10 protein-coding genes and 2 pseudogenes are annotated in these 12,486 nt (G+C 63.3%); 6 read left to right on the plus strand and 6 right to left on the minus strand.

The annotated features are described in order from the left end of the window. Positions 1–2 precede the first annotated feature (2 nt). The 3 genes and pseudogenes from A7D16_RS13555 to A7D16_RS21670 all read left to right on the plus strand — a co-directional run. Positions 3–1,910 carry a polysaccharide biosynthesis protein gene (locus A7D16_RS13555; RefSeq protein ID WP_064633542.1) on the plus strand — a complete coding sequence of 636 codons (1,908 nt, stop codon included), beginning with the start codon at positions 3–5 and terminating at the stop codon, positions 1,908–1,910. Continuing rightward, positions 1,910–2,803: a UTP--glucose-1-phosphate uridylyltransferase GalU gene (gene galU, locus A7D16_RS13560; protein WP_064633543.1), complete on the plus strand. Its 894-nt coding sequence runs from the start codon at positions 1,910–1,912 to the stop codon at positions 2,801–2,803. Before A7D16_RS13555 ends, galU begins: the two co-directional genes overlap by 1 nt. 159 nt (positions 2,804–2,962) lie before the next feature. Further along, positions 2,963–3,930 (plus strand): annotated as a pseudogene (locus A7D16_RS21670) (cation:proton antiporter domain-containing protein); the annotation flags it as partial. A 290-nt stretch (positions 3,931–4,220) separates the two neighbouring features. Here A7D16_RS21670 and A7D16_RS13570 read toward each other — a convergent pair. Next, entirely contained in the window at positions 4,221–4,541 is a 321-nt protein-coding gene (locus A7D16_RS13570) for a DUF1244 domain-containing protein (protein WP_064633548.1), read from the minus strand. A 49-nt stretch (positions 4,542–4,590) separates the two neighbouring features. Here A7D16_RS13570 and folD point away from each other — a divergent pair, with 49 nt between their 5' ends. The 3 genes from folD to guaA all read left to right on the plus strand — a co-directional run bounded on the left by folD (position 4,591) and on the right by guaA (position 8,829). Next, positions 4,591–5,502, plus strand: coding sequence for a bifunctional methylenetetrahydrofolate dehydrogenase/methenyltetrahydrofolate cyclohydrolase FolD (gene folD, locus A7D16_RS13575; RefSeq protein ID WP_064633550.1), 912 nt, complete (start codon positions 4,591–4,593; stop codon positions 5,500–5,502). Positions 5,503–5,691: 189 nt separating this feature from the next. Beyond that, positions 5,692–7,149, plus strand: a complete 1,458-nt coding sequence (guaB, locus tag A7D16_RS13580; RefSeq protein ID WP_064633552.1) for an IMP dehydrogenase — start codon at positions 5,692–5,694, stop codon at positions 7,147–7,149. Between the two features lie 114 nt (positions 7,150–7,263). Next, positions 7,264–8,829 carry a glutamine-hydrolyzing GMP synthase gene (gene guaA, locus A7D16_RS13585; RefSeq protein ID WP_006451190.1) on the plus strand — a complete coding sequence of 522 codons (1,566 nt, stop codon included), beginning with the start codon at positions 7,264–7,266 and terminating at the stop codon, positions 8,827–8,829. Positions 8,830–8,986: 157 nt separating this feature from the next. Here guaA and A7D16_RS13590 read toward each other — a convergent pair whose 3' ends face one another. The 5 genes and pseudogenes from A7D16_RS13590 to A7D16_RS13610 all read right to left on the minus strand — a co-directional run. Beyond that, a complete protein-coding gene (locus A7D16_RS13590) occupies positions 8,987–9,355 on the minus strand; it encodes a type II toxin-antitoxin system RelE/ParE family toxin (RefSeq protein ID WP_239687005.1) in 369 nt (122 codons plus the stop codon). 32 nt (positions 9,356–9,387) lie between these two features. Beyond that, positions 9,388–9,690, minus strand: a complete 303-nt coding sequence (locus A7D16_RS13595) for a type II toxin-antitoxin system Phd/YefM family antitoxin (RefSeq protein ID WP_064633558.1) — start codon at positions 9,688–9,690, stop codon at positions 9,388–9,390. Positions 9,691–9,916: 226 nt separating this feature from the next. Continuing rightward, positions 9,917–10,546 (minus strand): hypothetical protein, encoded by a 630-nt coding sequence (locus tag A7D16_RS13600; RefSeq protein ID WP_064633560.1) that lies wholly within the window; start codon positions 10,544–10,546, stop codon positions 9,917–9,919. 44 nt (positions 10,547–10,590) lie between these two features. Further along, the gene (locus A7D16_RS13605; protein ID WP_064633563.1) at positions 10,591–11,718 is read right to left on the minus strand and encodes a Cache 3/Cache 2 fusion domain-containing protein; all 1,128 of its coding nucleotides are present in this window, start codon (positions 11,716–11,718) and stop codon (positions 10,591–10,593) included. Positions 11,719–12,145: 427 nt separating this feature from the next. After that, positions 12,146–12,397, minus strand: a pseudogene (locus tag A7D16_RS13610) (response regulator transcription factor); the annotation flags it as partial. Between the last annotated feature and the right edge of the window lie 89 nt (positions 12,398–12,486).

Here is a 12,486-nt window from a genome sequence, read left to right on the forward strand (position 1 = left end):
TTATGATTTCCTGGCGTGACCGTTTGACCAAGGCCCTACCGCAGATGGCGGTTGTGGTACACGACCTGCTGATGGTGTGGGTGTGCTGGCAGCTGCTGCACGCCGGCCGCTACTCCATGCTGCGCGAGGCGCCGGATCTACCGCTGTGGGACTGGCGCACTGCGGTGGTTCTGGTGGCGCAGGGGTTGGTGTTCTGGAAGATGGGTCTGTACCGCGGGCTGTGGCGCTTCGCCTCGGTGCCGGACCTGTGGAACATCTTCAAGTCGAGTTTCCTCGGCTTGGTCGCGATCGTGCTGGCGCTGTCGTACGACCGGCTGGACGGTGTGCCGCTGTCGGTATTGGTGGTCTATCCCTTCGCCTTGTCTGCGCTGCTGGGAACCCCGCGGCTGTTGTACCGCGCCTGGAAGGATTACCAGATCGCGCATTCCGGCGATGCTGCGCAGCGGGTGCTGATTCTGGGTGCCGGCCGTGCCGCCGAAGGCCTGGTGCGCGATCTGCGTCGCACCGGTGCCTTCGTGCCGGTCGGCTATCTGGATGACGCCAACAATCTGCATGGCGCCAAGATCCAGGGTCTCAATGTGTTGGGCAATCTGGACGAGGCCGCGGCGATTGCCAAGGAAGCCGCCGCCAAGTTGCTGGTGATCGCGATTCCCTCGCTGGATGCCTCCGGCATGCAGCGCGTGGTGGCGATCTGCGAAAGCACCGGTCTGCCGTTCCGCATGGTGCCTAAGCTGATCAACGTGCTGGAAGGGCGCTCGTTGCCGGGCGAGTTGAAGGAAGTTGCGATCGAGGACCTGCTCAACCGCAAGCCGGTCACCCCCGATTGGCGCTTGATCCGCGACTGGCTGACCAACAAGACCGTGATGGTGACCGGCGCCGGCGGCTCGATCGGCTCGGAAGTCTGCCGCCAGTGCGCCCGTCACGGCGCGCGCCGGATCGTGCTGCTGGAAATCGACGAATTGGCGCTGCTGACCATCGATTCGGATCTGCGCCGCTTGTTCCCGGACATCGAAGTCGTGCGTGTGCTCGGCGATTGCGGCGACCCTGCAGTGGTGGCCCATGCCTTGAACACCACGACCCCGGATGCGGTGTTTCATGCGGCCGCCTACAAGCAGGTGCCGCTGCTGGAAGAGCAGTTGCGCGAGGCGGTGCGCAACAATGTGCTGGCGACCGAGAATGTGGCCCGCGCGTGTCAGCGCGCACGCATCGAAACCTTCGTCTTCATTTCCACCGACAAGGCGGTCGAGCCGGTCAATGTGCTGGGCGCGAGCAAGCGCTATGCGGAGATGATCTGCCAGAGCCTGGACGCGCGCGATGCGCCGACGCGCTTCATCACCGTGCGCTTCGGCAACGTGCTGGATTCGGCCGGCAGCGTGGTGCCGTTGTTCCGCGAACAGATCCGTCAGGGCGGCCCGGTCACGGTGACGCACCCGGATGTGACGCGGTACTTCATGACCATCCCCGAAGCCTGCCAGCTGGTGATCCAGGCGGCGGCATCCGCATCGCACGGTGCGATCTATACGCTGGACATGGGCGAGCCGGTGCCGATTCGCTTGCTGGCCGAACAGATGATCCGTCTTGCCGGCAAGCAGCCGGGCAAGGACGTGGCGATCCTCTACACCGGCCTGCGTCCGGGCGAGAAGCTGCACGAGACCTTGTTCTATTCCGACGAAGACTATCGCCCCACCGCGCATCCCAAGATCCTGGAAGCCGGTGTGCGCGAGTTCTCGCATGAGCAGGTGCTGCAACTGGTGACGCGTCTGCGCGAAGCGGTCAATCGTTATGACATCAAGGCAATGGAGACTGTGCTGGGCAGTCTGATGCCGGATTTCGCGGCTGCTCGACGGAAAGTCGACGCGCGATCTGATACGGTCGTTCCATTCCCCGCACGTGAGGTCAGAAGACTTTAATGAGCCAGCGTATTCGCAAGGCCGTATTCCCCGTCGCAGGTCTTGGGACCCGCTTTCTTCCGGCAACCAAGACAGTGCCGAAAGAAATGCTGCCAATCATCGACAAGCCATTGATTCAGTACGCCGTCGACGAAGCCATCCAGGCTGGTTGCGATACGCTGATCTTCGTGACCAACCGCTACAAGCACTCCATTGCCGACTACTTCGACAAGGCCTACGAGCTGGAGCAAAAGCTCGAGCGCGCCGGCAAGCTGGAGCAGCTGGAGCTGGTGCGCCACGCATTGCCAGAAGGCGTTCGCGCCATTTTTGTGACGCAGGCGGAAGCGCTGGGCCTGGGCCATGCGGTGCTGTGCGCCAAGGCCGTGGTCGGTGACGAGCCGTTCGCGGTGCTGCTGCCGGACGATTTGATGTGGAACCGCGGCGATGCCGCGCTGGCCCAGATGGCCGATGTTGCCGAGGCTTCCGGCGGCAGCGTCATTGCCGTGGAAGACGTACCGCACGACAAGACGGCCAGCTACGGCATCGTGTCCACCGACGCATTCGATGGCCGGAAGGGCCGCATCAATGCGATCGTCGAAAAGCCCAAGCCGGAAGTGGCACCGAGCAACCTGGCCGTGGTCGGGCGTTACGTGCTCAGCCCCAAGATCTTCGAATTGCTCGAAGCCACCGGCGCCGGCGCGGGTGGCGAGATTCAGCTGACCGACGCGATTGCCGAGCTGCTGAAGAAAGAGCAGGTCGATGCCTTCCGTTTCGAAGGCCGCCGTTTCGATTGCGGCGCGCATATCGGCCTGATCGAAGCCACGGTGCATTTCGCGCTCGAGCACGAAAAGCATGGCGGGCCGGCCAGGGAAATTCTGCGCAACGCATTGGCCCAGGTCGACGCACGCGGCTGATTGCTGCCGTATCGCTGTTTCCACGAACGACGCCACTTGGCGTCGTTCGTCGTTTGGAGACGCGTTGTACGGCATCGCTGCGCCGGCCGAACTCGGCACCGCAACGACCGGCTGCGCAGATGCGCACCCTGGTGCAGGCCGGCGTGGTACGCGTGCCGCCCGTTGTTCCGCATCCTGGCTGCGTCCAAGGCGCGCGAGGTGATGACGGCTGCGGCATTGCTGGTTGTGTTGGGCGCGGCACTGTTGATGCAGGTGGGCGGGCTGTCGATGGCGATGGGCGCGTTCCTGGCCGGCGTGTTGTTGTCCGAATCCACGTTCCGGCATCAGATCGAAGCGGATATCGAGCCATTCGCGGCATCCTGCTGGGGCTGTTTTCTAGGCGTTGGCAGGAGCCTGGACCTGCGGGTGGTCGCGGCCGACTGGCGCCTGATCGTGACCGGCGTACCGGCCTTGATGGTAGGCAAGGGCGTGTGCATCTATGCGGTAGCGCGGTTGATGCGCAACGACCATCGCCAGGCACTGGAGCGTGGGGTGCTGATGGCGCAGGGCGGCGCGTTCGCGTTTGTGCTGTTTGCTGCCGCGTCGGCATCGGGCGTCATCGATGCGCAGGTCAATGCCAGCGTGACCGCCATCGTGGTGCTGTCGATGGCGCTGCACGCCTCCGGCGCACACAGCGCACGCGCGATTGCGGTGTGCGTCGATAACCGTGAGGCGGCCAATCGCATCGTCGAACTGGCAACGCGCGAATTTCCGCATGCCAAGCTGCTGGTGCGTTCGTACGATCGTGAGCATTCGGCACAACTGGTCGCTGCCGGGATTACCAGATCCGCGAGACCTTCGAGTCGGCGGTGGTCTTCGGCAAGGCGGCACTGGTGGAGCTGGGTGTGGACGCGGACGAAGCCGTCACGATTGCGCGCGAGATCCGACGCCGCGATGCGGAGCGTTTCAAACCGGAAATTGCGGCTGGCGACACCCGTGCCGGTGCCGTGGCAGGGCTGATGTACGGCAACATCGCGCCGACCGTGCCCAAGCCCACGCCGTTCACTCCACCGCGTCGCGAAAGCCGCACGCTCAATCCCGATGCGGTGCCGCTGGCCGAGCAAGCCGAGACGGCGACCCGCGATTAAGCGCAGCCGGCAGAACGACTATGCAGCCGTCAGGCGGGCGCGGCCGGCGCTCGGATGCGACATGCATCACTCGTACGCTCCGGTTCTGGGCCGGTCAGCGCCCACGGCCAGCTGCTCGCTAGGTTTCTAGCCGCTATATGACGTGCGAACGGAACGACGGCCCGGCCGCCGATCGAGCATCCGCGCTCGGTGGGGCATGGACCACTCAATAGCTCGACTTCTTTGCGCCATCCATGTGCACCTCACAACCGCCCGCGACGGTTTGATAACTGCACCAAGCGATGCCTGCCTCAGCCATGCTTGCGCTGGGCCGCGGCGAAGGCTTCCAACTGCGCGGGCGTGGCGTCTTTTTGATGCTGTTGCTTCCAGTCGGCAAATGGCATGCCGTAGACCGTTTCGCGCGCCTGCTCCTTGCTCATGGTCTGGCCGTGTGCTTCGGCCGCTTCGCGGTACCAGTCGCCCAGGCAGTTGCGGCAGAAGCCGGCCAGGATCATCAAGTCGATGTTCTGCACATCGGTGCGGTCCTGATTGAGATGCTGCAAGAGGCGGCGAAATGCGGCCGCTTCGATGGATGTGGTGATTGAATCGGACGTTGAGGTGGTGTCGGTCATGACGGAATCGGGGACAATAGACGACCTTCGACTCTACACCTGACGCCCCATGACCGCTTCCGCGCCAGCTGCCTCCGCTTCGGCCCGCCTTCTCGATGGTCGCCGCATTGCCGAGGAATTGCTCGACGGGTTGAAGCTGCGGGTGGATGCGCGCGTGGCAGCCGGCAAGGCGCGCCCCGGGCTGGCCGTGGTGCTGGTCGGCGGCGATCCGGCTTCGTCGGTGTATGTGCGCAACAAGCGTCGCGCGGCGGAAAAAGTCGGCATCGCGGCCTTCGATTACGACCTGCCACAGGGCACCAGCGAAGCCGAGTTGGCATCGCTGATCGATGAGCTCAACGCCGACCCCAAGATCCACGGCATCCTGATCCAGCTGCCGCTCCCGGGCATCCCCGATGCCAACCGGCTGATCCAGCGTATCGACCCGCGCAAGGACGTGGACGGGTTCCATCCGCAGAATGTCGGGCATCTGGCCTTGCGCGAATTCGGCCTGCGCCCGTGCACGCCGCGCGGCATCGTGACCTTGCTCGGTCACACCGACCAGCCGGTGCGTGGCCGCAACGCCACCATCGTGGGGGTGAGCAACCATGTCGGCCGGCCGATGGGGCTGGAGTTGCTGATCGCCGGCTGTACGGTCACCAGTTGCCACAAATTCACCCCGCCCGATGTGCTGGAAGCCAGCGTGCGCAACGCCGACATCCTGGTGGTGGCGGTGGGCCGGCCAGGGCTGATTCCGGGCGAATGGGTCAAGCCAGGCGCGGTGGTCATCGATGTGGGCATCAATCGCCTGGAAGACGGGCGGCTGGTGGGCGATGTCGGTTTCGACGCAGCGGTGCAACGCGCGGCCTGGATCACGCCGGTGCCGGGTGGGGTAGGGCCGATGACGGTCGCCACGCTGATGCAGAACACCATCGAGGCCGCTGATGCGGCCGGGAGTGGGGATTCGGGATTGGAGATTCGTTGAAGGCAACGGCGAAGCGCATGCATCGGCCGATCCGGATTGCGTCCGAGATCGGCCGGCCCTCGTCATCCGGACAAACAGGCAAACGACGGGGTGGTGCAAGGTGACGCCGTTGCGAATCGCAAATCCCGAATCCCCAATCCCGGCCCCAATGCGTTAAAATGCCGCGCTTCCCCAAACTCGGGTCCGCCGATGCTCCGCATCCAGGCTGAAGCTCTTACCTACGACGACGTCTCGCTCGTCCCCGCTCATTCGATCGTCCTGCCCAAGGATGTCAGCCTGGAAACCCGGCTGACCCGCGATCTGCGCCTGAAACTGCCGATTCTCTCGGCCGCAATGGACACAGTGACCGAACACCGCCTGGCGGTGGCCATGGCCCAGCTGGGCGGCATCGGCATCATCCACAAGAACCTGACCCCGGCGCAGCAGGCCGGCGAAGTGGCGCGGGTCAAGAAGTTCGAGTCCGGTGTGATCACCGAGCCGTTCACGGTCAGCCCGGACACCACCATCGGTGAAGTGCTGGCGCTGACCCGCGCACGCAACATCTCCGGTGTGCCGGTGGTGGATGGCAGCGAACTGGTCGGCATCGTCACCAGCCGCGACATGCGTTTCGAAAAGCGGCTGGACGATCCGGTCCGCCACATCATGACCAAGAAGGACCGCCTGATCACCGTGCGCGAAGGCGCCAGCGATGAGGAAGTGCTGGAGCTGCTGCATCGCAACCGCATCGAAAAGATCCTGGTGGTCAACGACAGCTTCGAGCTGCGTGGGCTGATCACGGTCAAGGACATCCAGAAGAAGACCGATAACCCGAATGCCGCAAAGGACAGCGCCAAGCGCTTGTTGGTGGGCGCGGCGGTGGGTGTGGGTGGCGATACCGAGCAGCGCATCGAACTGCTTGCCGCAGCCGGCGTGGACGTGGTGATTGTCGACACCGCGCACGGCCACTCGCAGGGCGTGATCGATCGCGTGGCGTGGGTCAAGAAGACCTACCCGCAGCTGCAGGTGATCGGCGGCAACATCGTCACCGGCGATGCCGCGCTGGCGCTGATGGATGCCGGCGCCGATGCGGTCAAGGTCGGCGTGGGCCCGGGCTCGATCTGCACCACGCGTGTGGTTGCAGGCGTGGGCGTGCCGCAGATCACCGCGGTGGACATGGTGGCCGAAGCGTTGCAGGACCGTATCCCGCTGATTGCCGATGGCGGCATCCGCTATTCCGGCGACATCGGCAAGGCGCTGGTGGCCGGCGCGTCCACGGTGATGGTCGGCGGCCTGCTGGCCGGTACCGAAGAAGCCCCGGGCGAGGTCGAGTTGTTCCAGGGCCGTAGCTACAAGAGCTACCGCGGCATGGGCAGCCTGGGCGCCATGGAAAAGGGGTCCAAGGATCGCTATTTCCAGGATTCCAGCGACGCCGACAAGCTGGTGCCGGAAGGCATCGAAGGGCGCGTGCCGTACCGCGGTTCGGTTGGCGGCATCATCCACCAGCTCATCGGTGGCCTGCGCGCGACCATGGGCTATGTCGGTTGCGCAACGATCGAAGACATGCGCACCAAGCCCAAGTTCGTCAAGATCACCGGCGCGGGCCAGCGCGAAAGTCACGTGCATGACGTGCAGATCACCAAAGAGCCGCCGAACTATCGCGCCGGCTGATTGAGAATGGGGAATCGGGAATCGTAAGAGCCCGCTGCTTCCTCGTCCTGTAGCGATTGTCACCGCGTTTGCTGTTGCCATTCCCCACTCCCGATTCCCGATTCCCGGCTCTCGATGACCAACATCCATACCGACAAGATCCTCATCCTCGATTTCGGCGCGCAGTACACCCAGCTGATTGCGCGGCGTATTCGCGAGATCGGGGTCTACTGCGAAATCTGGGCGTGGGATCATGATCCGTCGGAGATTGCCGGTTTTGGTGCCAAGGGCATCATCCTGTCCGGTGGGCCCGAGTCGACCACCTTGCCGGGTGCGCCGGTCGCGCCGCAGGAAGTGTTCGACAGCGGTTTGCCAGTGTTCGGCATCTGCTACGGCATGCAGACCTTGGCCGCGCAGTTGGGCGGTGCAACGGAAGCTGCCGATCAACGCGAATTCGGCCATGCCGAAGTGGACGTGGTTGCGGCCGATGCGCTGTTCGCTGGTCTGACCGATCATGCCGGCGCGGCGCGCCTGAATGTCTGGATGAGCCATGGCGACCATGTGTCGCAGGTGCCGCCGGGCTTCACCATTACCGCTGTGACCGACCGCATTCCGGTGGCAGCGATGTCCAACGAAGACAAGCGTTGGTACGGCGTGCAGTTCCATCCCGAAGTGACGCACACGCTGCAGGGCCAGACCTTGCTGCGCCGCTTCGTGGTGGATGTCTGCGGCTGCCAGACGTTGTGGACCGCGGCCAACATCATCGACGACCAGATCGCCCGCGTGCGCGCACAAGTGGGCGACGACGAAGTCATCTTGGGTTTGTCCGGCGGCGTCGATTCGTCGGTGGTCGCGGCGCTGTTGCACAAGGCGATCGGCGACAAGCTGACCTGCGTGTTCGTCGATACCGGCCTGCTGCGCTGGCAGGAAGGCGACCAGGTGATGGCGATGTTCGCCGAGCACATGGGCGTCAAGGTGATCCGCGTCAACGCGGCCGATCGCTACTTTGCCAAGCTCGAAGGCGTCAGCGACCCGGAAGCCAAGCGCAAGATCATTGGCAACCTGTTCGTGGATATCTTCGACGAAGAATCCAACAAACTGGCCAATGCGAAGTGGCTGGCGCAGGGCACGATCTATCCGGACGTGATCGAGTCGGCCGGCAGCAAGACCGGCAAGGCGCACGTGATCAAGAGCCACCACAACGTCGGTGGCTTGCCCGAGCACATGAAGCTGGGCTTGGTCGAGCCGCTGCGCGAACTGTTCAAGGACGAAGTGCGTCGCCTGGGCGTCGAACTCGGCCTGCCACGCACGATGGTGTATCGCCATCCGTTCCCGGGCCCGGGCCTGGGCGTGCGCATCCTGGGCGAAGTGAAGCGCGAGTACGCCGAACTGCTGGCCAAGGCCGATGCGATCTTCATCGACGAACTGCGCAAGGCCGATCTGTACGACAAGACCAGCCAGGCGTTCGCGGTGTTCCTGCCGGTCAAGTCGGTGGGCGTGGTTGGCGATGCACGCGCCTACGAATGGGTCATCGCGCTGCGTGCGGTGGAGACCATCGATTTCATGACCGCGCATTGGGCGCACCTGCCATACGACTTCCTCGGCACGGTCAGCAATCGCATCATCAACGAACTGCGCGGCGTCTCGCGCGTGGTCTACGACATCTCCGGCAAGCCGCCTGCGACGATCGAGTGGGAGTGAGTTGAACGATAAAGGCGCCGAGAGGCGCCTTTATCGTTATCGCAAGCAATGAACTGACTACGTTCTCTCTCTTTGTTCAATGCATGGCTACCTGCGCTGCGTGCTGGATGGCGTACGTGATTGCATGCAGATGTCAGCAGCGACTGCACGCAATCCATCAATCCGGCCAGTGGCTCGCCAAGTCGAATGAGAGCTGCCGTTGATGGCGAATGGAGAGAAGATACACGGTGCCGGTGATCTGTACATAGAGCATCAGATAGTCCGCCATCACATACTCGCGTAGTTCGGCGTCTTTGACGATGAAGTCGAGTTGCTTGCGTAAGCGGGCAACACCATTGGCCACCTCGACCGAGTGAATTGGCCGTTCCAGCAACAGACGTCCCATGTCTGGAAAACGTTCCAGATTGGGAATGACGGTGTCCATCAATGTGTCCACTAACGCATCGAAGGCCTGAAGAGCGTAGATCTCGCGTAGGAATGCCTCGATCGCTGCGAGGTTGCTCTCGAAGTGGGCGGTGAGTTTCACCTGATGACGCGTTGTCACTGAGCGATGCCTCGTCAACCTGCAGTGCCGGCTGCACGGCGGCGTTTGATCGCAGACAGCGTGCTGCGTGCATCTTTGATGTTGCCAGCAGCAACGTCCTCCAGGCCTTTGCGTGCATCGTCAATCAGTAATAAATGAATGCGCTCGCGCTCAAGCTGGTGGTAGTAGTCCAACCGCTTGGCATCGATGATGGCGATATAGCTTTCGCCATTTTTCGTTACGATTTTTTCAGCCCCGGCCTTTACCTGGTCTGCTAGCTCGGAAAGATGCGCCCTGGCGTGCGATAGCGGAATCACGTCGGCTGAAGAAATCGCCATGGTGTGGTCCTGAGAGCTAGTAGTGTACGGAATAGCGTACACCATATTGGTGTAAATTTTGTGAGGTGTAGTGCAGGGCGATTGAATACAGTGCGTGTCTATCACACCGAGAACCGAGCCGGCGGCTCATCGCGGGCAAAGCCGAAAAGTGGGAATGCGCCCTAAGAATTCCAGAAAAAAACCGCGCAGAGCGCGGCTTGGGTTTCGTTCGTGTGGCGATAACGTGTCAACGCACCTTGGCCAAGGCCACGTGCGCATCGGCCATGAACTTCTGCGCTTCCTGGGGTGTGGCCAGGTTGGCGCCGAGTTGGCTGAGCACCTGTTCGATGTCGCTCGATGCTCCCCAGGCTTCGTCGCAGAGCATGCCGGCGATCGGGCCGAGGTAATTCAATGCAACTTTCTCCAGCGCCTGGCGAACCGCTTCGTCCGGCGCTGCGCCGTTGCCGGTAGAGACCGGTGCGGACGCTGTCGGTGCTGCGCTGGCTGCGGCAGGTGTCGGCAGCGGGGTAGTGGCGACCGGCGCACGTACCGGCGCGGGCGCACCACCCAGATCCTGTTCGAAACCGCCCATCAACCATTGCCGCGAGTCATCGCTCAACAGCGAGGGCTTGCCCAGGCCGGCACCGGGGTCGGCCTGGAAGCGCGCCTTGGCCGCGTTGACCATGGTGAGGCGCTGTACCGCCTCATCATTGCGCAGCATGCGGAATACCACTTCTTCGATCTGCCCGGCATTGATGCGGACGATGCAGGAATGGTTTTCCTCGGTGACGATGAACAGAAAGCCGGACGCCTTCTTCAATGCCAGCGCCTTGAGCTCGCGCAGGATCTCGATCAGCGGACGGAATTCAGTGGACATGGCGTCTTCCTTGCAGCATCAGGTACGGAATGGGTGACAGCGCCTCAGCGTTTGCCGAGGCGCTCCATGGCCAACCGGACACTGTTGGACAGGCGGGAAATGGCACGTGCCAGGGTACCAATTTCATCCTTGAGATTGACCTCTTCGATGGTGTGGTTCCACTTGCCCAGGCTCAGTTCTTCGGCCACGGTGGTCAGGTGCTGGATGGGGCGCAAGACGCGGCTCCAGATCAGGGCCCACTGCAAGCCAAGCAACAGGGCGCACACCAACAGGCCGATGCCGGCGATCCACAGCGACTGGCGCACGATCACGCCATTGACGTCGCTCTTGGGATACGCCGAGACCAGGGTGAAGCCCCAATCGGGCACTTCCTGCTTGGTCACGACCCAGTCGTTGGGGCTGTCCTTGACGATGCGTTCGATGGTGGCGGTGTCGGTGGTGGCACCGGTGGTGGACTGGAAGCGCAGCGTGTTCTTGCTGTCGAACACGGCGATGAAACCGGAGTCGAGCACGCGGCGGCTGCTGACCACGTTTTCCAGCGCCTGCGTGTCGGCCTTGTAACCGACGTACCAGGCGCCGATGACGCGCTTGTCGTTGCCGGCAAAGATCGGCTCGTAGCCGGTGACGTACGGGTTGCCGAGGATGTCGACCACGCCGTAGAAGCTTTCGCCATTACGCAGCTTGGCGGCGGCCTGGCCATTGGGGTCGAGCACGGTGCCGATGGCGCGGCTGCCGTCGTCCTTCTTGACGTTGGTGGAGATGCGCACGAAGTCGTCGCCGGTGCGCGAGAACAGCGTGGCGGTGCCTTCGTGGATGGCGGTGACGTCGTCCAGCATGGTGAAGAGGTTGGCCTGCGGGCGCTGGCCCAGCAACAGGTCATTGGCGCTGCGGTCGGCGACGCGGATTTCGCCGCCAATGCTCGGTGCGCCCTGGGCGTTGGCTTCCTTGCGCAGCTGGCGCATGGAGGAATTGACACGGTCGAGCATCATCGAGCGGGTGACTGCGAACAAGGTCTGCAAGGACACCGACTGGCGCTCGATCGAGTTGCCGGCTTCGAACTTGACCCGGTTCGCTTCGGTAATGGCCAGAATGACCGTCAGTGCCACCACCACGACCAGCACCAAGGCCAGCACCGGCAACAGCAGGCGCACCCGCAAAGAGTGACGAAGCATCGCAATTCCCCTGAACGCGTTTAGTGATTGAATCGAATGCCGCCGCAGCGAGTGCGGCGGTCGGACGTAGCCAATATCGGCTGCCGAACAAGATGCTGAAGCGGCCCCCATGCCGCCAGGCGGTGCATACGATAGCGTAAGCCGATCGGTTTGAGCGCGCGGGGCTATCGCCTGCGTGGCCTCGCGTTCAAGAATGGTCGACCGCGTTGCAAAGTTGCGGGCTGAATCGGGCAGGGCAGGCCTGGTGGCGGCGCGCATCCAGATCGCTCGTTATGCCGCTCCGTTCCCGACTCGAAGATCAGCGAGGCCGGTCTTCGGCGCGACCCCGGATGGGCCCATGCGCGGGCACGGCGTTGCGATGCGCCTTATGAGGACACCCAGCGGCGTGCAGGCGCAGGCTGTGCAATCGAGCGTTCGCCTGCGCCGCTCAGGTTTCCAGCGACAGGATGCCGCGCCGTAGCGCCACCGTCACCGCATGGGTGCGATCGCGCACGCCCAGCTTGGCTAGGATGTTCTTCATATGCGCCTTGACCGTTTCTTCGGAGATGCTCAAGGCGCTGCCGATCTGCTTGTTGGAGCAGCCCGTGGCGACCAGGTTCAACACTTCGGTCTCGCGTGCGGACAGGGCATCGTCGAGCACGTGGGCGGCGATGTTTTCGGCCAGCGTTCGAGGCGCATGCACCACGCATAGACTGCAATGCCAAGCGCGCCGTCCACACCCGCCGGATGACTGCTCGCTATGTTTTCGGCGTCTGCTATCAAACATCA

This window comes from Xanthomonas nasturtii (genome assembly GCF_001660815.1).
GTDB lineage: Bacteria > Pseudomonadota > Gammaproteobacteria > Xanthomonadales > Xanthomonadaceae > Xanthomonas > Xanthomonas nasturtii.